The sequence below is a fragment of the Streptomyces sp. CNH189 genome, assembly GCF_000527195.1.
Genome location: NZ_AZUS01000024.1, coordinates 108,788 through 130,347, shown reverse-complemented (window position 1 = coordinate 130,347; position 21,560 = coordinate 108,788). Strand labels below are relative to the sequence as shown.

The 21,560-nt window shown below is 73.8% G+C and carries 18 protein-coding genes; 10 read left to right on the top strand and 8 right to left on the bottom strand.

Annotated elements, in window-relative coordinates:
- Positions 1-181: 181 nt before the first annotated feature.
- Complete coding sequence (locus B100_RS0128480; RefSeq protein ID WP_024887808.1) at positions 182-913, top strand: alpha/beta fold hydrolase; 732 nt, start codon at positions 182-184, stop codon at positions 911-913.
- A 48-nt stretch (positions 914-961) separates the two neighbouring features.
- On the opposite strand, the gene B100_RS0128475 is transcribed toward B100_RS0128480, so the two are convergent.
- The gene (locus B100_RS0128475) at positions 962-1,486 is read right to left on the bottom strand and encodes a GNAT family N-acetyltransferase (RefSeq protein WP_024887807.1); all 525 of its coding nucleotides are present in this window, start codon (positions 1,484-1,486) and stop codon (positions 962-964) included.
- 183 nt (positions 1,487-1,669) lie between these two features.
- On the opposite strand from B100_RS0128475, the gene B100_RS0128470 reads away from it, so the two are divergent.
- Positions 1,670-2,344, top strand: coding sequence for a lytic polysaccharide monooxygenase auxiliary activity family 9 protein (locus tag B100_RS0128470; protein WP_486585715.1), 675 nt, complete (start codon positions 1,670-1,672; stop codon positions 2,342-2,344).
- 72 nt (positions 2,345-2,416) lie between these two features.
- Here B100_RS0128470 and B100_RS37765 read toward each other — a convergent pair whose 3' ends face one another.
- From B100_RS37765 to aceE, 6 genes are all read right to left on the bottom strand, one after another.
- Positions 2,417-2,650 carry a hypothetical protein gene (locus B100_RS37765; RefSeq protein WP_486585714.1) on the bottom strand — a complete coding sequence of 78 codons (234 nt, stop codon included), beginning with the start codon at positions 2,648-2,650 and terminating at the stop codon, positions 2,417-2,419.
- Positions 2,651-2,947: 297 nt separating this feature from the next.
- The gene (locus B100_RS0128460; RefSeq protein ID WP_024887804.1) at positions 2,948-3,694 is read right to left on the bottom strand and encodes an SDR family oxidoreductase; all 747 of its coding nucleotides are present in this window, start codon (positions 3,692-3,694) and stop codon (positions 2,948-2,950) included.
- A gap of 85 nt (positions 3,695-3,779) precedes the next feature.
- Positions 3,780-5,510 (bottom strand): FAD-dependent oxidoreductase, encoded by a 1,731-nt coding sequence (locus tag B100_RS0128455; protein ID WP_024887803.1) that lies wholly within the window; start codon positions 5,508-5,510, stop codon positions 3,780-3,782.
- A gap of 226 nt (positions 5,511-5,736) precedes the next feature.
- Entirely contained in the window at positions 5,737-6,162 is a 426-nt protein-coding gene (locus B100_RS0128450) for an OsmC family protein (protein ID WP_024887802.1), read from the bottom strand.
- A 437-nt stretch (positions 6,163-6,599) separates the two neighbouring features.
- Positions 6,600-7,496, bottom strand: coding sequence for an RNA polymerase sigma-70 factor (locus B100_RS0128445; RefSeq protein WP_024887801.1), 897 nt, complete (start codon positions 7,494-7,496; stop codon positions 6,600-6,602).
- 106 nt (positions 7,497-7,602) lie between these two features.
- A complete protein-coding gene (gene aceE / locus B100_RS0128440) occupies positions 7,603-10,320 on the bottom strand; it encodes a pyruvate dehydrogenase (acetyl-transferring), homodimeric type (RefSeq protein WP_024887800.1) in 2,718 nt (905 codons plus the stop codon).
- Positions 10,321-10,744: 424 nt separating this feature from the next.
- Here aceE and B100_RS0128435 point away from each other — a divergent pair, with 424 nt between their 5' ends.
- The 4 genes from B100_RS0128435 (at position 10,745) to B100_RS0128420 (ending at position 14,407) form a co-directional block, all read left to right on the top strand.
- A complete protein-coding gene (locus tag B100_RS0128435) occupies positions 10,745-11,971 on the top strand; it encodes a macrolide family glycosyltransferase (protein WP_024887799.1) in 1,227 nt (408 codons plus the stop codon).
- A 3-nt stretch (positions 11,972-11,974) separates the two neighbouring features.
- Positions 11,975-12,463, top strand: a complete 489-nt coding sequence (locus B100_RS0128430) for a hypothetical protein (RefSeq protein ID WP_024887798.1) — start codon at positions 11,975-11,977, stop codon at positions 12,461-12,463.
- Positions 12,460-13,395 carry a hypothetical protein gene (locus tag B100_RS0128425; RefSeq protein WP_486585713.1) on the top strand — a complete coding sequence of 312 codons (936 nt, stop codon included), beginning with the start codon at positions 12,460-12,462 and terminating at the stop codon, positions 13,393-13,395. Before B100_RS0128430 ends, B100_RS0128425 begins: the two co-directional genes overlap by 4 nt.
- A 139-nt stretch (positions 13,396-13,534) precedes the next feature.
- Positions 13,535-14,407, top strand: a complete 873-nt coding sequence (locus B100_RS0128420) for an endonuclease/exonuclease/phosphatase family protein (protein ID WP_024887796.1) — start codon at positions 13,535-13,537, stop codon at positions 14,405-14,407.
- 55 nt (positions 14,408-14,462) lie between these two features.
- Here B100_RS0128420 and B100_RS0128415 read toward each other — a convergent pair whose 3' ends face one another.
- On the bottom strand, positions 14,463-15,947 hold the full coding sequence (locus B100_RS0128415; RefSeq protein WP_024887795.1) for an MFS transporter: 1,485 nt from the start codon (positions 15,945-15,947) through the stop codon (positions 14,463-14,465).
- 261 nt (positions 15,948-16,208) lie between these two features.
- Between B100_RS0128415 and B100_RS0128410 the strand changes: the two genes are divergently transcribed.
- The 4 genes from B100_RS0128410 to B100_RS0128395 all read left to right on the top strand — a co-directional run bounded on the left by B100_RS0128410 (position 16,209) and on the right by B100_RS0128395 (position 21,546).
- Positions 16,209-16,973, top strand: a complete 765-nt coding sequence (locus tag B100_RS0128410; RefSeq protein WP_024887794.1) for an ABC transporter ATP-binding protein — start codon at positions 16,209-16,211, stop codon at positions 16,971-16,973.
- A 3-nt stretch (positions 16,974-16,976) separates the two neighbouring features.
- On the top strand, positions 16,977-19,505 hold the full coding sequence (locus B100_RS0128405) for an FtsX family ABC transporter permease (RefSeq protein ID WP_024887793.1): 2,529 nt from the start codon (positions 16,977-16,979) through the stop codon (positions 19,503-19,505).
- Positions 19,506-19,627: 122 nt separating this feature from the next.
- Positions 19,628-20,899: a sensor histidine kinase gene (locus B100_RS0128400; RefSeq protein WP_024887792.1), complete on the top strand. Its 1,272-nt coding sequence runs from the start codon at positions 19,628-19,630 to the stop codon at positions 20,897-20,899.
- Positions 20,887-21,546, top strand: a complete 660-nt coding sequence (locus B100_RS0128395; protein WP_024887791.1) for a response regulator transcription factor — start codon at positions 20,887-20,889, stop codon at positions 21,544-21,546. The genes B100_RS0128400 and B100_RS0128395 overlap by 13 nt, the downstream gene beginning before the upstream one ends.
- Positions 21,547-21,560 lie beyond the last annotated feature (14 nt).

Sequence of the window (21,560 nt, the reverse complement as noted above, 5' to 3'; positions counted from 1 at the left end):
CAGCGGCGGAAACCGCTGGACCAGGAAGACCGGACAGGCACCCGTTCTGTGACACCCGCGGGCGCGGTGATCCGGCCCGGCCCACCGGATGTCACACCGAAAATCGCAATCCGGACAACGAGTCGAAAGGTGACGACGTCCCGCCGATCCCCGCGGGACCGCCTTCGACGAAGGGTCTCCCATGAACCACCGTTCCCGCCCCCGCAAGCCCACCGTCGTGCTCGTCCACGGCGCCTTCGCCGACTCCACCAGCTGGAACGGCGTGGTGCGGACCCTGCGGCACGAGGGGCACCCAGTGGTGGCCGCCGCCAATCCGCTGCGCGGACTGAGCAGCGACGCCGCCTACGTCGGAGAGATTCTGGCGGGTGTCGACGGCCCGGTCGTGCTCGTCGGCCACTCCTACGGAGGGTCGGTCGTCACCGCCGCCGCACGGACCGCCGACAACGTGAAGGCGCTCGTCTACGTCGCCGCGTTCATCCCCGACACGGGCGAGAGCGCGCTCGACCTGGCGGCCCGGTTCCCCGGCAGCAGCCTCGGCGAGGCGCTGCACCCCGTGCCGGTCACCCTGCCGGACGGCTCGCCGGGACTGGACTTCACCATCGAACAGGACTTGTTCCCGCACCAGTTCGCCGCGGACGTCCCCGAGGACGTGGCCCGGCTCATGGCTGTCACCCAGCGGCCCGTGACCGGTGCCGCGCTGGAGGAGCCGGCACCCGAACCTGCCTGGCAGACCCTGCCGTCCTGGGCGGTCGTGGCCACCGAGGACCTCAACATCCCGCCGGCCGCCCAGAGGTACATGGCCAAGCGGGCGGGCGCCCATGTGGTGGAGGTCCGGGGGTCACACGCCGTGAGCGTCTCCCGCCCGGACGACGTCGCCCGGACGGTGACGGAGGCATCGGACGCGGTCGCCTGAACGGCCACACCCCGAGGGTGGTCCGGCCCATCCGCCGGCCCGCCCTCCTCAGCGACGCTCCACGCCGGTCGGCGCGCTCCTGCGTTCCAGCAGTGTGATCGTGACGCCGGGTGTCAGCTCGCGTTCGCCTACCGGCGTGAAGCCGCGCCGGCGGTAGAGAGCGACGGCGGGCAGGTTGGCGGTACCGGTGGAGACGACGGTCAACTCCGCGGGTTCGATGGAGTCCAGGGCGTCGAGCAGTGCCGTCGCCACGCCACGGCGATGGGCGACGGGGTGGACCACCAGGCGGCAGATATCCAGCGCACCGTTGCGCAGGCGGGCCCAGGCGACGGCTCCGACAAGCCCCGACTCGTCGCGAACGCCCAGGAAGGACTCGTCACTTGCCCGCAACCGTTCAAGGGGCTCGTGCAGGGGCGGGATGCCGTCGAAGCCGATGAGCCGGGCCTCGACCGCGTAGGAGGCCCGCTGGAGGTCCCACAGCTGACGCAGGGTGCGGGGATCGGACAGGTCGAGCCTGACCGGCTCGGCGAAGGGGCGGGGGGAGTCGGAGGCAGCTTCTCGTCGGCCGGTCATGCTGTGATCTTCTCAGGACGGCGTTCGACCGGGGCGCCGACCGCACGGGGGCGACAGGCGCCGCGTGAGCTTCGGACCTCTCCTCGAAATGGTTTCGTTTCGTCCATGAAACCTGCACCCGTACCACCTACCTTTGGGAGCGCTCCCATCACGTTTCACCCACAGGATTGGAGTCATCCCCCCATGCCCAAGTCGCATTTATCCGCCGGTACTTACCGGCCGGCACGCCGTCGCGTCTTCCAGGCGTTCCTGATGCTGTTCGCCATGGTGGCCGGCGCGCTGTCGTGGTCGGGCACCGCCCAGGCCCACGGTTCCGTCGTCGGTCCCGCCTCCCGCGCGTACCACTGCTGGGAGGCGTGGGGCAACGACCACATGAACCCCGCGATGGCGGAGCAGGACCCCATGTGCTGGCAGGCCTACCAGGCCAACCCCAACACGATGTGGAACTGGATGAGCATGCTGCAGGACGGGCTCGGCGGCCAGTTCGAGGCGCGGATCCCCGACGGCAAGCTCTGCAGCAACAACCTCGCGAACTTCGAGAGCCTGAACCGGCCCGGTGCGTGGAAGACCACCACCGTCGGTGACAACTTCTCGGTCCACCTGCACGACCAGGCGTCCCACGGTGCGGACTACTTCAAGGTCTACGTGAGCAAGCAGGGCTTCGACCCCGAGACCCAGACGCTGGGCTGGGACGACCTGGACTTCATCACGCAGACGGGCCGCTTCGCCCCGGCGCAGGACATCACGTTCCCCGTCCAGACCTCCGGGTACTCCGGACACCACATCGTCTTCACCATCTGGCAGGCCTCGCACCTCGACCAGGCCTACCTGATGTGCAGCGACGTGAACTTCGGCTGAGCCGCCCCGCGCACGACGGCCCGATCCGGTGCACCGCTCACCGGATCGGGCCGGTCCGCGACGGAACCCGGGTCAGGCCGGAAGGAACGCCGGCCACCAGGGCGGGACGTTGCCCGGACAGTACGGCGCGGGATAGCCGTCCGGCATGCCGAGCCACGTCACCAGGAACCAGGTGAACGACAGGGCGAAAAGCACCCCCGCCGTCAGGGCCGTCCCGCGACTGCGCCTCGCGAGGGCGCCGTACAGGATCGCGCACGGTGTCGCGGCCGCCACCCATACAAGAGGCGCGAGGAACAGCAACGTCATGCTGTTGGCCGCTGAGCCCGAACCGACGTCACACGCGGCCCACGCCCTCCCGATGACGGCAACGGACACCACAGAGGTCAGCCCGCCGAAGAGAACACCGGGACCAACGCCCCGAGCCCAGAAGCCCGACGAACTGACCGCACGCACACCCACGTTCCCCCCGTTCAGCTGCGCAGGTTGTCAGCCGACAGTATCCCGACAGGAGACCTGTCTCGTGGGGATCAGGGTCTGACCAGGCGTCTTCCCGTTCCCTTGGGCCCCCGCCCGGTGGCGGGGGCCCAAGGGAACGGGTGTGCGTTACTGCTGTGTCGCCAGCCAGTCCGCGTATGTGGTGGTGGAGAGTTCGGCGTCGGGGCCCGGGAGGAGGGTGGACTCCTCCACGGGGGCGCCCGAGTAGCCGGCCTGCGGATCCGTCACGATCGGGCGGGGATCGCCCGCGGCCGTGAGCGCCGTGCGCAGGGGCTCCTCCAGAGGCAGCGCCTCCGGGCCGCCGATCTCCACCATCCCGTCGACGGGCGCGGCGACAGCCGCGCGGGCCACCGCCGCGGCCACGTCGTCGGAGGCCATCGGCTGGAACTTCGCCCGGGGCACCCGCACCGTGCCGTCGACCGTCGACAGGTCCGCCAGCCCCTTCATGAACTCGAAGAACTGCGTGGCGTGGATGATCGTGTACGGCATCCCGGACGCGGTGATCAGGTCCTCCTGCGCCTGCTTGGCACGGAAGTACCCGCTCGCCTGCAGCCGGTCCGTGCCCACCACGGACAGGGCGACATGGTGGGCCACGCCGGCCTCCTCCTCGGCCTTCAGCAGGTTGCCGGTGGAGGTGCGGAAGAACTCCATGACGGCGTCGTCCGCGAAGGACGGCGAGTTCGACACGTCCACGACGACCGAGGCGCCCTCCAGAACCTCGGCCAGCCCCTCACCGGTGAGTGTGTTCACCCCGGTGTTGGGTGCGGCCGGGACCGCCTGGTGACCCTGTGCGTCCAGCTGGGCGACGACCTTCGAGCCGATCAGCCCGGTACCGCCGATCACTACGACCTTCATGACGGAATCCTTTCGATGACGATGACGATGACGATGGTGAGAAGGGGGAAGTCAAGCGGGGCTCCACGGAGGGGGGTTGAACCGCTCACTCCGCGAGCTTGCCGTCCGCCGACACCTCCTCCATCAGGGAGGCGATCTCCGGCGGAACCGGCGGAATGCTCTCCCGGGTGATGCCGCCCTCCGGCGACCACACGAGGTTCACCCGCAGCCCCGCATCCATGTCCGGGTAGTCGCTGCGGTTGTGACAGCCCCGCGTCTCACGGCGCTCCAGCGCCGCCTCGAGCGTGGCCCGCGCGGCCAGCGCCGCCGCCTTCAGGTCGAAGGCGTGCGCGAGATCCTGGAAGCCGGCGATGTCCGGATGCACACCGACGTCCTCCATCCGCTTCTCGATCGCGGCGAGTTCGTCCAGCCCGGCGCGCAGTCCCTCTTCGTCGCGTACGACGCCCGCGTGCTCGGTCATGGTGTTGCGGATGGCGCGCTGCAGTGCGCGGACGTTCTCCGGACCGTCCGCGGCCAGCAGCCCGTCGACCTCCGCCCGCGCCTCGGCGACGGCCGCCGCCGAACGGGGCTGCGCGGTCAGCGACTCCGAGTACGCGGCGGCCGCCTGCCCCGTGATACGGCCGTAGACCAGCAGCTCGATCAGGCTGTTGCCGCCGAGCCGGTTGGCGCCGTGCAGACCGCTGGACGCCTCGCCGATGGCGTACAGGCCGCGGACGTCGGTGCTGTGGTCCTCCGGCCGGACCCACACGCCGCCCATCGAGTAGTGCGCCGTGGGCGCGACCTCGATCGGGTCGCGGGTGATGTCCCGCATCTGGAGGTCCAGCAGCGTCTGGTAGACCCGGGGCAGCCGCTTCATGATCGTCTGCCGGGGCAGGTGGGAGACGTCCAGCCACACACCGCCCTTGGCCGTGCCGCGGCCCTCCTTGATCTCCGTGTAGGAGGCCAGGGCGACCCGGTCGCGGGTGGACAGCTCCATACGCTCGGGGTCGTAACGGCTCATGTACCGCTCGCCGAGCGCGTTGCGCAGGATGCCGCCCTCGCCACGCGCGGCCTCGCTGACCAGGGTGCCCGCCGCGTTCTCCGGCTCGATGATCCCGGACGGGTGGAACTGCACCAGCTCCGGGTCGCGCAGCCGGGCCCCCGCCTCCACGGCCAGCCGGAAGGAGTCCCCGGTGTTCTCGTCGCGCCGTGACGACGTGCGCCGCCAGATCCGGGTGTGCCCGCCCGCCGCGAGGACGACCGCGTCGGCGTGGACGAGGTAGCGGGTGCCGTCCGTCAGGTCGAAGCCGTACGCACCGAACACGGCGCCCTCGTGGGTGAGGATCCGTGTGATGTACACGCCCTCCAGCACCGGTATCCGCAACTGCTCGGCACGCCGGACGAGGGTGCGCTGGATCTCCAGGCCGGTGTAGTCACCGGCGAAGGCGGTACGGCGGAACTTGTGCGCGCCGAAGAAGCGCTGGGAGATGCGGCCGTCCTCCTCCCGGGCGAAGGCCATGCCGTAGCGCTCCAGGTCGTCGATGCCCCGCGCGGCGCCCCGGGTGACGATCTCGGTGGTGCGGGGGTCACCCAGCAGGTAGCTCTCCTTCAGCGTGTCCGCCGCGTGCTGCTGCCAGCTGTCCTCGGGGTCCATCGTGGCCAGGGCCGCGTTGATGCCGCCGGCGGCGAGGGAGGTGTGCGCGTCGTCCTTGGGGCGCTTGCCGACGGCCAGGACGTCGACACCGGCCTCGGCCAGTTCGATCGACGTCCGCAGGCCGGCTCCGCCGGTGCCGATGACCAGCACCGTGGTGGCAAGACGTTGTTCGGTGGCAGCCACGATTGCTCCGATCGTTGAGGTGTTTCACCGACTACGACCGGACGGCCGCACGGGTTGTGACACCTCGGCGCCGCGCACGCCCTCCCAGCATGCGCCCGCCGCGAGCCCCGGGCGACTCGTGTACGGGCGCGCGACTCGTGTACGGGCGCGCACCCGCCGTCCGGCGCGCGACGGCGGGTGCGCGGGCACCTCGCCGCGCACCTGCTGCGCGCCGCCCACCTCCGCGTCACTCGGGCAGCGGCCTGGGCGCCGCGATCCGGCGCACCGTCGTCACCACCGTGGGCACGGTGGCCACCGACACGTCCCCCGTGATCAGGCGCTGCACCGGGCAGCGGCCGGCCACCTTCAGCAGCCGCTCCACCTGGGAGGGCTCCAGTTCGCCGGTCAGCCTGACGTGCTTGACGATCTGGCCGCGCGGGCCGAACCGCACGTCCACGCCGACGTGGTCGAGCCGCCAGCCCTGCCGTCCCGCGTACGCGCGGACGGCCATCGAGGTGCACGACCCGAGGGCGGCCAGAAGCAGTTCCCCGGGGGTGGGGCCGGTGTCCGAGCTCAGCGGTTCGGGTTCGTCCGCGGTCAGCAGATGCGGTCCGACCGTGATGGAGCGGGCCAGGCGCCCGCCCTCACGGACGGACACGGTGCGTCCGGTCATGATCCTGCCTCTCGGTGGTCCTGCGGGTCACCCACCAGACAGAAAGGATCACCCGCCTGTGACACGCCGCCTTCGAGGGCGGAACGCGCGTCCCGCGTTGTGACAGCGCGCACCGAGGAAGACCCGAACGACACGGCGCGGGACCGCCCGCACCGGACGGAGCCGCCTGCGCGAGGAGGGAACCTCGCGTCGCCGGACGGACCCACCGGCACCGGACGGAGCCGCCCGTGCCGGACAGACCCGCCCTCGCAAGGAGGGAACCGCGCGTCGCCGCACGGACCCGCCCGCACCGCACGGACCCGCCCGCACCGGACGGAGCCGCCCGCACCGGACGGAGCCGCCCGCACCGCACGGACCCGCCCGCACCGCACGGACCCGCCCGCACCGCACGGACCCGCCCGCACCGGACGGAGCCGCCCGCCCGCGCGCCGGGACGGTCAGGCGCTGATCGACTCCACGTACGGCGCCAGCTTCTCCGGGTTCATCACCCACATGATCCGGTCGATGCCGTCCGCGGACGCGTCGACGGACAGCAGGGCCACCGGGCTGCCGCCCGCCGTGACGAGGACGGCCGGGCGCCCGTTGGCCTCCACCCAGCGGGTCTCGGCCGGCGGCCAGAAGCGGGGCGCGAAGGCGGCCAGGTACTTCGACACGTGCGGCCGCCCGACCACCGGGATGCGCGAGGCGCCGCGGATGCCGCCGCCGTCGGCGTAGCTGACGACGTCGGCGGCCAGGACGTCCTCCAGCACCCGCAGGTCGCCCGTCTGCGCCGCCGCGAGGAACACCTCGAGGAGCCGCCGGTGATCGGCGGGACTGACCGGCTCCTTGCGCTCGGCCACCAGATGCTTGCGCGCGCGGCTCACCAGCTGCCGGGTGTTGGCCTCGCTGGTCTCCAGGATCTCCGCGACCTGCCGGTACGGGTAGTCGAAGGCCTCCCGGAGCACATAGGCGGCGCGCTCCACCGGGTTCAGCTTCTCCAGCAGGAGCAGCACCGCCATCTCCAGCGCCTCGGCCCGCTCCGCGCCCAGCTGCGGGTCGTGCCGGGTGTCGACCGGCTCGGGCAGCCACGGACCGACGTACGACTCGCGCCGCACCCGCGCGGACTGCGCCACGTTGATCGCGAGCCGCGCGGTGATCGTGGTCAGGAAGGCGGTCGGTTCCTTGACGCCGGACCGGTCGGTGTTCTGCCACCGAACCCAGGTCTCCTGGAGGACGTCCTCCGCCTCCGCGGAACTGCCGAGCACCCGGTACGCGATCCCGAACAGCTGCGGACGGGCCGTGAGGAAGTCCTCCGTCGCCCGCTCAAGGGAATCCGCCTCGTCCCGAGCGTCCATGGTCGTCCTTCCGGCTCCGGGATCACCATGCTACGCGCCGCCTCCACCGGGTGCGTCCGCGGCCCGGGCGCCCCGCACGGCACCCGGACGCACCCGACACACCGTGTCACCTGGTGGTTCCGGGCAGCGTCCCGCTCCCCTCCTCCCACCCGTGACGGGCCCTGGCCCGGGCGACCGTCGCGGGGGAGACCTCCCCGGCGCGGGCCAGCCGGTCCAGGGCCGCCACGACGATCGAGCCGGGGTCGACGCGGAAGTGGCGCCGCACCGCCTCCCGGGTGTCGCTCAGGCCGAAACCGTCCGTGCCCAGGGACGCGTAGTCCTGCTCGACCCACTGGCTGATCTGGTCCGGCACCTGCCGCATCCAGTCACTGACGGCCAGCACCGGACCCGGCGCCCCCGCGAGCGCACGCGTCACGTACGGGACGCGCTCCTCCCCGCGCAGCCGCGCCTCGTCGGCGAGCAGCGCGTCACGGCGCAGCTCCGTCCAGGAGGTCACCGACCACACGTCGGCCCGCACCCCCCACTCCGACGCCAGCAACTCCTGCGCGGCAAGCGCCCAGTGGATCGCCGTCCCCGACGACAGCAGCTGGATCCGCGGCGCGGCCTCCGGCGAGGGGGCCTCCCGGTAGCGGTAGATGCCGCGCAGGATGCCCTGCTCCACCGACGGGCCGGACGGCATGGGCGGCTGCCGCTTCGACTCGTTGTACACGGTGAGGTAGTAGAAGACGTCCTCGGGCCGCTCGCCGTACATCCGACGCAGCCCTTCCCGGACGATCACCGCGATCTCGTAGGCGAAGGCCGGGTCGTAGCTGACCGCCGCCGGATTGGTGGACGCCAGCAGGTGCGAGTGCCCGTCGGCGTGCTGCAGGCCCTCGCCCGTCATCGTGGTACGCCCGGCCGTCGCGCCGACGACGAAGCCGCGCCCCAACTGGTCGGCCAGCGCCCAGAACTGGTCACCGGTGCGCTGGAAGCCGAACATGGCGTAGAAGATGTACAGCGGGATCATCGGCTCGCCGTGCGTGGCGTACGAGGTCGCCGCCGCCGTGAACTCGGCCAGCGAACCCGCCTCGGTGATGCCCTCGTCGATGAGCTGTCCGTCCTTCGCCTCCCGGTACCGGAGCAACTGGCCGGCGTCGACCGGTTCGTAGCTCTGCCCCTCGGGCGCGTAGATGCCCGCCGTCGGGAACAGCGACTCCATGCCGAAGGTGCGGGCCTCGTCCGGGACGATCGGCACCCAGCGGTGCCCCGTTTCCTTGTCCCGCATCAGGTCCTTGACGAGCCGGACCAGCGCCATGGTGGTCGCCACCTCCTGCTTGCCGAAGCCCTTCCGCAGCGCCTCGAAGGCGGCCGACGGCGGCTGCGGCAGGGGCCGCGCCACGACCCTGCGCTCGGGGGCCGGTCCGCCCAGGGCGGCGCGCCGCTCGCGCAGGTAGCGCACCTCGGGGGCGTCCTCGCCCGGGTGCCACAGCGGCACCTGGTCGCCGTCCAGCGCACGGTCGGGGATCGGCAGGTCCAGCCGGTCGCGCAGCTCGCGGAACTGCGCCGTGGTCAGCTTCTTCATCTGGTGGTTGGCGTTGCGCGAGGCGAAGTCCGGGCCCAGCGTGTGCCCCTTCACCGTCTGCACGAGGACCACGGTGGGTGCTCCCCGGTGCTCGACCGCCCTGCGGTAGGCGGCGTACACCTTGAGCGGTTCGTGGCCGCCGCGCGAGGAGCCGAACAGGTCGGCCAGCCGGTCGTCGTCGAGCCCGGCCGCGACACCGGAGAGGGTGTCGCCGGTGAAGAAGTGCTCGCGGACGTAGGAGGCGTCCCGCGCCGCGTACGTCTGCAGCTGGGCGTCCGGCACCTCGCCGAGCCGGCGTACCAGGGAGCCGTCGGTGTCCTGCCGGAACAACGGGTCCCAGGCCTCGCCCCACAGCGACTTGACCACGTTCCAGCCCGCCCCGCGGAACCGCGCCTCGAGCTCCCGCACGATCTGGGTGCCGGACCGCACCGGGCCGTCCAGCTTCTGCAGGTTGCAGTTGACGACGAAGGTGAGGTTGTCCAGCCCCTCGCGGGCCGCGAGCGCCAGTGCCGCGGTCGACTCGGGCTCGTCCATCTCGCCGTCGCCGAGGAACGCCCACACTCGGGAGGCGGAGGTGTCCTTGATGCCCCGGTGGTGCAGATAGCGGTTGAACCTGGCCTGGTGGATCGCTGCGAGAGGGCCGAGGCCCATGGACACGGTCGGGAACTCCCACAGCCACGGCAGCCGCCGGGGGTGCGGGTAGGACGGCAGCCCGTGGCCGTCGGCCTCACGCCGGAACCCCGCCAGGTGGCGTTCGTCGAGGCGCCCTTCGAGGAAGGCTCGGGCGTAGACGCCGGGCGAGGCGTGTCCCTGCAGGAACAGCTGGTCGCCGGAGCCGTCGCCGTCCTTGCCGCGGAAGAAGTGGTTGAACCCGATCTCGTACAGCCAGGCCGCGGAGGCGTACGTGGAGATGTGACCGCCGAGGCCCAGGGCGGAGCCGCGGCTCACCATCGCCGCCGCGTTCCACCGGTTCCACGCGGTGATCCGGGACTCCGTCGCGAGGTCGCCGGGGAAGTCCGGCTGCGCCCACGCCGGGACGGTGTTGATGTGGTCGGTGGTCAGCAGGCCGGGCACGGTCAGCCCCGACCGGGCGGCGTGCTCGTGCACCCGGCGCAGCAGGTACACGGCCCGGTCCGGACCCGCGTTCCGCACGACCGCGTCGAGGGACGCCCGCCACTCGGCGGTCTCCTCGGCGTCACGGTCGGGCAGTTGGTCGAGCTCGCTCGCCGCGGAGGGCTCCGGGAGCCGGAACGGGTCACTCATGGCGCTTCCTTCGAGTCACACAGGGGCGGGGTGCGGGGCACACGCCCCGGGGCGGCCCGTCGTCCCCGCCGGCTGCCCGGCGGCGGCGCCTGCCGGCCGCTCACCCCGTACGACCGGCCCGCGTCCCGCGTTGTGACAGCGCGCGCCGTGACGCCCGACACGTCCCCCCGGCCCCCCGCGCGATGCCGCCCCGGCAAGCGCTGTCACAGACGGGACGGCTGTCCGGTCCATGAGGAGAACGCGAACGCGTCGACCGAGTGAGGAGAGAGGACGAAACGATGAGTGGCTCGGGTCTGCGAGACCTTCCCCGGCCCGCGACGCCGCCGCCCGGGAGCGTGACCGGTCCCAGGCGTGCCGGTGCCGGGTGCCCGCCGGACCGGCGCGGTCGCGGCGGCCGGTGCGACCACGGTGCGGGGGCCGCACGATGAGCACCATCGCGTTCCTCAACGTCCCGCTGCGCGGGCACATCAACCCCACGCTGCCCGTCGTGGCCGAACTGGTGCGCCGCGGCCACGCCGTCACGTACCACACCACCGCCGCGTTCGAGGAGGAGACGGCCGCCGCCGGCGCCGTCGCGCATCGCTACGCCGGGGACGGCCCGCCGCTCGCCGGTCCGCCGACCCCCGTCACGCTGCTGGAGCAACTCGCCCGCACCGCCGTCGAACTGCTGCCGTCCGTGCTCCGCGACCTGCGGCGGATCCGGCCCGACCTGATCGTCCACGGCGCCGCGTGCCCCTGGGGCCCGGTCGCCGCGAGCGAACTCGGCGTACCCGCGGTGTCGGTGTTCACCACCATGGCGTTCGGCCCCGGCGCCCCCAGCCCGACACGCGCCTCGGCCGGGCTGCTGGCGGAGGCCCTCACCCGGCCCCGCAGCCTTCTGGGCTACGCACGGGCGCGAGCACTGCTCGCCCGCCGCCACCGCACCCGCGGGCTGCCGCTGGTCGACCTGGTGAACATAACGCAACCGCTCAACCTGGTCTTCACCTCCCGCGCCTTCCAGCCCGGCGCCGGCTCCTTCGCCCGCACCTACCGCTTCGTGGGCCCCAGCGTCGGCGCCCGCCCGCACGATCCCACCTTCCCCCTCGACGACCTGCGGCCCCCGGTCCTTTACGCCTCCCTGGGCACGGTGTTCGACGCCGGGCCGCGGGCGCTGCGGGGGTTCGCCACCGCACTCGCGCCGCTCGGCGGCACCGTGGTCGTCGCCACCGGACGCACCGACCCGGCGGACCTCGGCGCGCTCCCGGACAACGTGCTCGCCCGCCGCTTCGTCCCGCAGTCCGACGTACTGGACAAGGCCGCGCTGTTCGTCACCCACGGGGGCATGAACAGTGTCAACGAGGCCCTCCACGCGGGCGTCCCCGTGCTGGTGGTGCCGCAGGGAGCGGACCAGCCGCAGGTGGCCCGCCGGGTCGTGGAACTCGGCGCGGGGCTGGCCGTCCGCCCCGAGGACGCCACCGACGCGACGGTGCGCACCCTGGCCCGCCGCCTGCTCACCGAGCCGCGCTTCCGGCAGCGGGCCGCCGCCCTGCGCACCGCCCAGCGCCAGGCCGGCGGCCACCGCCGCGCCGCCGACGAGATCGAGTCCCGGCTGCGCGGGCCGGCCCCGGCGGACGGACCCCGGACGAAACCCTCACAGGAGCGGGAGCACTGAACCATGTCACCCCTCGTCGTCGCCCTGGTGCTGCTCGCCGGGCTCTCCGAGGCGGCCGGGCGGATCCTGCCCCTGGTGGCCCGCCGCCGGGCGGTGTCGCCCCCGGTCGTGGCTGGGCTGCTGCTCACCGGCACCGCGGTGGAGAGCGCCGTGATCGCGCTGTGGCCGCTCACCGCATGGACCCTCGCCGAGATGCTGCCGCACGCCACCGCGTCCGCCGCCGCGCCCGGCTGGACGGCCGCACAGGTCGCGCCGATGCTGCTCGGCGCCGTCATCGCGTTCCCCCTGCTCGGCCCGCTGCTGCACCTGATGCTGCTGACCGGCGTCGGGGCCGGGCTGGTCGGCCCGGTCGCCGCGGCGACCGGCGTGGGCGGCTGGGCCGCCGCGGGCTGCGTGGCCGTCGCGGGGGTCGGACTCGCCGCGGCCGTCGAGGCGGTACGGCGTCTCGTCGGGCGGATCGGCACGAGCGGGACGCGGAGGCTGCCGGCATGATGACCTGGTTCCCGCTCGTCGCCCTGGTGCTGGGGCCGCTCCTGCTCGTCGAGGCGCTGCTCGCCCGCTACGAGGTGATGCTGTACACCGCCGGCTGGCGCACCCCCGTCACCGACCTCCCGCCCGGCGTGCCCTACGCCCGGGGCGCGGACCCCGACCGTCCGCCCGCCGCCTACCTGGTCTACCTGGACGGCATCGGCAAACGGCGCTTCACCGACACGCGCGACGGCGGCCAACTGGTCAAGGCCCTGATCGCCGCCGCCCCGGAACTGCGGGTGCTCGGACAGGTGCAGCCGTACTCGCCGCTGGCCGCCCCCCTCGCCGACCGGCCGGTGTGGGTGCGCATCCGCAGGCACGCCGGACTGCTGCTGTTCCTGCACAACGTCATGCAGATCTTCGTGGCCGCCGACCGCCGCTACCGCCCCCTCTACAACCGCGCCGTAGGTGCCCAGATCGCCGGCCAGCTGCGGCGGGCCGGATACCGGCCGCACAGCGGCGTCCCCGTCGTGCTGCTCAGCTACAGTGGCGGCGCCCAGGTCGCCACCGGCGCCGTACCCGAACTCCACGCCCAACTGCGCGCCCCGCTGCTGCTGATCACCCTCGGCGGCTTCCACAACGGCGCCAACGACCTCTCCGACGCCCTGCACCTTCACCAGCTCACCAGTACCCACGACCGGATCGAACGGGTCGGCACCTGGCTGTTCCCCCAGCGCTGGCCCCTGCTGCGGCGCAGCGACTGGAACCGGGCCCGGCGCACCGGACGGATCACGGTGCACCGGATGGACCCTGCCACCCACCTGGGCAGCCGCAGTTACATCAGCCCCCGCTCCCACCGCCCCGACGGCCGCAGTCACCTGGAGCACACGACCGACACCGTCCTGGCGCTCATCCGCACGGTCACCGCAGGCGACCGCCCGTCAGAACGTCGGTGAGCAACGGGGGTTCCGCGACCACGGGGCTCACGCGCGGGGAAAAGATCGGCCAAGGCACTCGGCCGCCGGGCCCGCCTGTGCTTCCATGCGATGACGCACCGACCCGTCGTCAACAGCGCGCCCGCGCACAGGAGAAGGCATGCTGCCCGGTCCCAGACGTCCCGTCCGCCCCGCCCGCGCCGTCACCGTGCTCCTCGCCGCCGTCCTGTCGCTCACCGCGGCACCGGCCGCCGCGGGGGAAGAGGCACCCGCGTCCGGTTCCGTGCCACTCCGTGTGGCGACGTACAACATCCACGCGGGGGCGGGGGAGGACCAGGTCTTCGACCTCGACCGCACCGCCGCCGCCCTGCGCGGCCTGCGCGCCGACGTCATCGGGCTCCAGGAGGTCGACGTGCACTGGGGCGACCGCAGCGCCTTCGCCGACGAGGCCCGCGCGCTCGCCGGGAAGCTGCGCATGCGGGTGTTCTTCGCGCCGATCTACGACCTCGACCCGGCCGTCGAGGGCGGCGAACGCCGGCAGTACGGGGTGGCCGTACTGAGCCGCCACCCGGTGCTGAACACCGAGAACCACGAGATCACCCGGCTGTCCACCCAGACCCCCGACCCGGTGCCCGCCCCGGCGCCGGGCTTCGCCGAGGTGGTGATCCGGGTGAAGGGCGTCCGCACGCACATCTACACCACGCACCTCGACTACCGGGCCGACCCGTCGATCCGCGCGGCCCAGGTGGACGACATGCTGGAGGTGCTGGCCGCCGACCGGGGGCCGCGGATCCTGGTCGGTGACTTCAACGCCGAGGCGTCCGCACCCGAGTTGGCGCCGCTGTGGCGCACCCTGCGGGACGCCGCACCGGACGCCGGCGCCACCTACCCGGCGATCGAACCGGAGAAGCGCATCGACCTGATCACTGTCTCGCACGGCGTCGGCGTGACCGGTGCCCGCACCCCGGAGACCGACGCGTCGGACCACCGTCCGGTCGTCGCCGACCTGCGACTGCCCCGCGAGTGGCGCTGACCGCGCGACGAGAACCGCTCGCCGCGCGCGCCACGCCGGCCGTTCTGCGTGGCCCTCACCCCGGCGGGGCGCCCGCCCCGCCGCCCTGGAGGCGTTCCAGGTCCGAGGGACGGACCTGGATCGCCACCATCGCGATCAGCGCGGCCAGGCCGGCGAAGACCGCCGCCGTGACGAACGCGGCGGAGACCCCGGAGGTGAGCACCTCGGCGCCCCACGGCGCGGGCAGTTCGCCCGTGCGCTGGAACTGCAGCCGTTCGGCCGGGGTCGCCTGTTCCAGGAAGCGCGGGACCTGTTTCTCCGACTCGTTCCGGCTGGCCGTGCCGTACATCGTCACCAGGATGGACAGCCCCAGGGAGCCGCCGACCTGCTGGGTGGCGTTGAGCAGACCCGAGGCGGCGCCGGTCTCCTGCACGGGCACGTCGGAGAGCGCCATCAGGGTCAGCGACACGAACTCCATGCCCATGCCGAGGCTGAACACCAGCATCGGCCCGAGCACACTGCCCGCGTAGGTGGAGTGCACGTCGGTGAGGGTCAGCCAGCCCAGGCCCGCCGCCGCCAGGAGACCGCCGCCCACCATGAACGGCTTGGGCCCGTACACCGGCAGGAACCGTGAGGCCAGCCCGGCCCCGATCGCGATGACCGCGCTCACCGGGAGGAAGGCGAGACCGGCCCGCAGGGGGCTGAACCCCAGTACGTTCTGCACGAACAGCGTCAGGAAGAAGAACATGCCGAACAGCGCCGCCGCCAGGCACAGCATGATCCCGTAGGTGCCCGCGCGGTTGCGGTCCGCGAACATGTGCAACGGCGTGATCGGCTGCCGTGATCTCCGCTCGACCATGACGAACCCCACGAGCACGACGACCGCCACCGCGAACGAGGCCAGGGTGAGCGGGTCCCGCCAGCCGTCCTGTCCGGCCCTGATGAACCCGTAGACCAGCAGCACCATGCCCGCGGTGGACATCAGCGCGCCGGTGAAGTCGAAACGGCCCGGGTGACGTTCGGACTCCTTGATCCAGCGCGGGGCGGCGAAGGCGATGAGCAGACCGATGGGGACGTTGACGAACAGCACCCACCGCCAGTTCAGCCACTCGACGAGGATGCCGCCCGCCAGCAGTCCGATCGCGCCGCCGCCCGCCGACACCGCGGCGAACACGCCGAAGGCGCGGTTGCGTTCCGGCCCCTCACGGAAGGTCGTGCTGATCAGCGCGAGGGAGGTCGGGGAGGCGATGGCGCCGCCCACGCCCTGCAGCGCCCGGGCCGCCAGCAACTGACCGGAGTTCTGCGCCAGCCCGCCCAGCAGCGACGCCAGCACGAAGAGCAGCACACCGAAGATGAACACCCGCCGCCTGCCGAGGATGTCACCGGCCCGGCCGCCCAGCAGCAACAGGCCGCCGAACGTGAGGGTGTAGGCGTTGACCACCCACGACAGGCCGGTGGTCGAGAAGTCCAGGTCGCGCTGGATGTGCGGTAGCGCGATGTTCACGATGGTGATGTCGAGCACCACCATCAGCTGACACGAGGCGATGACGAACAGGGCCATCGCGTTGCCGCCGCCGCGGCCGCCCTTGGCGGTTTCCTGCGCGGAGGCCGCCGGTCGCGGACTTTCGGTCATATCGGGTCGCCCTTCCGGGAGTCCACCGTTCGACCGTACGCGCGCCCCACGGAGGTCACCACTCGGGCACCGGCGCCCCGGACGGTAGCGCCTGCACCACCTGAAGCCGGTAGCCGGCTGCATGGGCGGCGGGCCGCCGCCGCCCTAGCGTCGGTGGGGTCCCGCAAGCTTCACCCGGAAGGCCCCACCATGTCACCGACCCCGGACGGCGTCGCCGTCTGCCTCGAGCGCGTGCGCAGGACCTACGGCGGTGAACAGCCGGTCGTGGCGCTCGACGACGTGAGCGCCGTGTTCCCGCGCGGCACCGCGACCGCCGTGATGGGGCCCTCCGGATCCGGCAAGAGCACGCTGCTGCACTGCGCGGCCGGGCTGGACCGGCCGGACTCCGGGCGGGTGCGGATCGGGGACACCGACCTGTCGTCGATGTCGGAGAAGCGGCTCACCGAACTGCGGCGCGGCCGGGTCGGTTTCGTGTTCCAGGCGTTCAACCTGGTGGGCACGCTGAACGTGGAGCAGAACATCCTGCTGCCGTGCCGGCTGTCGGGCCGGCGGCCCGACCCCGCCTGGGTCGACGAGGTGGTCCGGCGGGTCGGCCTGGGCGAGCGGCTGGGGCACCGGCCCGCACAGCTCTCCGGCGGCCAGCAGCAGCGCGTGGCGATCGCCCGGGCCCTGGTCGCCCGGCCGGAGGTGATCTTCTGCGACGAGCCCACCGGAGCCCTCGACACCCGCTCCGCCGCCGCCGTCCTCGACCTGCTGCGGTCCGCCGTCGACCAGTACGGGCAGACCGTCGTGATGGTCACCCACGACCCGGTCGCGGCCTCCTACGCCGACCGCGTGCTGATCCTGGCCGACGGGCGGATCGTCCGGGACCTGGAACGGTCCGGTCCCGAGCGGATCGCCGAACAGCTCGCGATGCCGGGTCGCCGGCGGCCCGCGGCGAGCCGGGAGGGCTGACGCGTGCTCCGACTGGCCGCGCAGACGCTGCGGTACCGCAAGAGCGGCTTCCTCGCCACCTTCGTCGCCCTCGCCCTCGGGGTCGCCGTCCTGACGACGTGCGCCCTGCTCATGGAGTCCGGGTGGCGGTACACGGGCGATCCGCGGGGCTACGGGGCGGCGGTCGCCGTGGTCGCCGACCGGGACCTGACCGTCGACGGGCCGACGGTGTTCGGCGAGACCGAGCGGACGACCGTGGTCCTGCCCGAACGGGGCAGCGTCCCCGAGGCACTGGCCGCCGAGCTGGCCCAGGTGCCTGGTGTGGCCCGCGCGGTGGGCGACCGCCGTCTCGTGGTGGCCACGACGGCCGCCCCGGAGCTGCCGACCACCGGTCACGGCTGGTCGAGCGCGGCGCTCGCCCCGTACCGGCTGGTGGACGGCGGTCCGCCCCGCTCGGACCGGGACGTCGCCGTCGACGCCCGGATCGCCGACGGCACCGGGCTCGCCCCCGGCGGGACCACCGAGGTGGTCACCGGCGGCGTGAGCCGCACCTACCGGGTCAGCGGTGTCGTCGACGCGGGCGGGACGGCGAGCGGATCCGCGGCGCTGTTCTTCACCGACGCCCACGCCGCCGCGTTGGACCCGCACCCGGGCCGCTTCGACGCCGTGGGTGTCCTCACCGCACCGGACGCCGACCGGGACACCGTCCTCGCCGCCGTACGCCGGACCGCGGGCGCCGCGGGCGCCACCGCGTACACCGGTGACGCACGCGGACTGGCCGCCGAGCCCGAGGGCGCCACCGCGCGGTCCCTCACGCTCGGCGCCGGCGGCGCGTTCGCCGGCTACGCGGCCGCGATCGCCGGCTTCGTGGTCGCCGGGACCGTCGGCCTGTCCGTACGGCACCGGCGGCGTGACCTCGCCCTGCTGCGGGCCGTCGCCGCCACCCCGGGCCAGGTGCGGCTGATGCTGCTCGCGGAGGTCGGCCTCCTCGGCCTGCTCGCCGCCGTCGTCGGTGTCCCGGCCGGGCTGTTCGCCACCGGCCTGGTCCGCGACGCACTCGTCGCCCGCGGCTTCGTGCCGGAGGCCTTCGCCGTCCAGGGCGGGGTGCTGTCCGCCGCGGCCGTCACCGTGGCCGTCGCCGCCGTGGCGCTGCTGTCCGCCTGGGCCGCCGCACTGCGCGTGACCCGGATCCGCCCCACCGAGGCGCTCGGGGAGGCGGCCGTGGAACCCGGCCCCGGCAGCAGGGCGCGCCTGGTGAGCGGTCTGGCGTGCCTCGTCGGGGCGGCCTCGCTGACCGTCCTCACCGGCGCCGCCGACGGGCAGACCGCGCTGGGCGCCGCGACGGGCATGCTCTACACCTTCGTGCTGGGCGTCGCCCTGCTCGCGCCCTGGATCAACCAGGGGGCGGCGCGGCTGCTCGGGCCCGTGCTGCGTGCCGTGTGGGGGAACAGCGGGTATCTCGCCGCCGCCAACCTGCGCGCCAACGCCCGCGGCATGGTCGCCGTGCTCACCGCGCTGGTGCTGTCCGTCGGCCTCGGCGGCACCGTCTGGTTCCTCCAGGACAACCTCGAACGGCAGACGGTCACCCAGAGCCGTGAGGGCACCCTCGCCCAGTACGCGCTGACCGCCGGCGCCGGACTGCCCGCGTCCGCCGCGGCCGAGGCACGCCGGATCCCCGGCGTGCTCGCCGTGACCGGCGTGCGCCGCACCTCGGTCGTGGTGCCCGACCGGCTGGAGCCGCAGACCGTGCCCGCGCTGGGCATCGACCCTGCGGGGGTGGAACGGACGCTGGACCTGCGGGTGCGGTCCGGCAGCCTCGGCGAGCTGCGCGAGGACACCGTCGCCGTGTCCACCACGCGGGCGGACGCCGCCGGCTGGGGGCTGGGGGACCGGGCCCGGCTGTGGCTCGGCGACGGCACCCCCGTCACCCTGCGCGTCGTCGCCCTGTACGAGCGCGGCTGGGGCTTCGGCGACGTCACCCTGCACCGGGACACCCTCGCCGGGCACACCGTCACCGGCCTCGACGACCAGGTCCTCGTCCGCACCGCCCCGGACGCCGGGGCCGAGCGGGACCTGGCCGGACTGGCCCGCCGCCACCCGGGCGGCGCCCTGGTGGACGCCGGCGCTCTGACCGGCGAACTCGCCGAGGACGTCGCCGTCAGCGGCTGGCTCAACAAGATGCTCGTCGCCGTGCTGACCTGCTACGCGCTCCTGGCCGCCGCCAACACCCTCGCCATGGCCGCGCTGGCCCGCACCCGGGAGTTGTCCGTGCTGCGCCTGGCCGGCGTCACCCGCGGTCAGGTCAAGCGGATGGTGCACGCCGAACAGGCGGGTCTGCTGGGCGTGGCGCTGCTGATCGGGGCCGGGATCGCCGCCGTCACCCTCACCTCGGTCGTCCGTGCCGTGACCGGGGCGGGCGTACCCCATGTACCCGCCGTCGGCTGGGCGGTGCTGCTGGGCGGGACGGCGGCGGTGGCGCTGCTGGCCACGGTGCTCCCGGTCGGCCGGATCCTGCGCACCGCCCCGGTCGAGGGCATCGGCGTCCGCGAGTGAGCGCACCGACACGCGCCCGGGCCCGCACCCGCCCCGCGCCACCCGGCCGTGAACGCCCGCCGGCCGGACGCGTCGGCGGGCCGGGACCCGGGCGTTCTATCCTCCGTGCCTGGGAGGTGCGGATGGTGGTGACCCATGACCGCCCGGCGGACGTACGGTCGGGGCGGCGCCGAGCCGGGTCCGCCCGCGCCCGGGCGGCGCTGGACGCGCTGGAGCACCTCGTCGGGGGCCTGGGCACGGGACTGCTCGCCCTGCTCGCGACGCTGTGGCTCGCCCTGACCGCGGCGGCCTGCCTCGTCGGGGTGGGCCTGTGGCTGCTGCCGTCCGCCCTGCACGCGGTGCGTGCCGTCGCCGACCGGGAACGCGGCAGGCTCTCCCGCTGGGGTCCGGAGATCGTCGGCCCGGCGCCGCTGCCGTCAGGACTCCGGGCGATGCTCACCGACCGCGCCGTGCGCCGCGAGGTCCGCTGGGTGGCCACGCACACGGTGCTCGGCCTGTCTCTCGGGCTGATCGGGGCGACGCTGCCGCTCAGCGCGGCGCACGACATCGGCTTCCCGCTGTACTGGCGCTTCCTGCCGGAGAGCGAGGCCACCTCCGCCGTGGGCTGGTGGACCGTCCGGGACTGGCCCGGCGCCCTGGCCGTCAGCCTGGTCGGCGCCGCGCTGGTCGGCGTCGTCCTGGTCTGCGCCCCCGCCCTCGCCCGCCTCCAGGCATGGCCCGGACGGCGGCTGCTGCGCCCCGACGCGGGCACCGACCTCGTCCTGCGGGTCGCCGAACTCACCGCCACGCGGGCGGCCGCGCTGGACGCCCACGTCATCGAACTGCGGCGCGTGGAACGGGCGTTGCACGACGGCACACAGAACCGCGTCGTCGCGGTCACCGTGCTGCTCGGAGCCGCCCGGCGCGCCCTCGCCCGGAACCCGGAGGAGGCCGCCGCCCTGCTGGACCGCGCCCAGGACGCCGCCGAGCAGGCACTCACCGAACTGCGCGCGGTCGTCCGCGGCATCCTCCCGCCGGTCCTCGCCGACCGGAGCCTGCCCGACGCCCTCACCGCGCTGGCGGCCGGCTGTCCGGTGCCGTGCCGGGTCGACGCGGACGTCCCCGCGCGGTGCCCGGCGGCGGTGGAGGCGACGGCGTACTTCGTGGTCGCCGAGGCCCTCACCAACATCGCCCGGCACAGCGGCGCCGGTGAGGCGTGGGTCGCCGTCCGCACGGCGGGCGGCCTGCTGTACGTCGAAGTCCGCGACGACGGCCACGGCGGCGCCGACGAGCGGGGCGGGACCGGGCTCACCGGCATCCGCCGCCGGGTCGACGCACACGACGGAACACTGGAGCTGGCCAGCCCCCGGGGCGGCCCCACCACCCTGAAGGTGACCCTGCCATGCGGATCGTGATCGCCGAGGACGACGCCCTGCTGCGCGAGGGGCTGGCGCTGCTGCTGCGCGCCGAGTCCCTGGACGTGGTGGCCACGGCCGAGGACCCCGGCGGCTTTCTGGACGCCGTGGACGCGCAGCGGCCCGACGTCGCCATCGTCGACGTGCGGATGCCGCCCACCCACACCGACGAGGGGATCACCGCGGCGGTGGAGGCCCGGCGGCGCCTGCCCGGCCTCGCGGTGCTCGTGCTCTCCGCCTACGTCGAGCAGGCGTTCGCCGGCGATCTGCTCGCGCAGGGCAGCGCCCGGCTCGGCTATCTCCTCAAGGAGCGGGTGGGGCGGGTCGAGGAGTTCCTCGAGGCGCTGCACCGGGTGGCGGACGGCGGCACGGCCATCGACCCGGAGGTGGTCGCCCAGCTGCTGACCCGTGGCAGGCCCGACACCCGGCTGGAGCGGCTGAGCCCCCGCGAGCGGGACGTGCTCGCGCTGATGGCGGAGGGACTGGGCAACGCGTCCATCGCCGAACGGCTCGTCGTCAGCGACGGCGCCGTGCACAAGCACATCCGTAACATCTTCGCCAAGCTCGACCTGCCCCCCACCGACCGCACGGACCGCCGTGTCGCGGCCGTCCTGCACTTCCTGGAGGACACCCGCCGCCGCGGCTGACCCGGCCGGCCTCC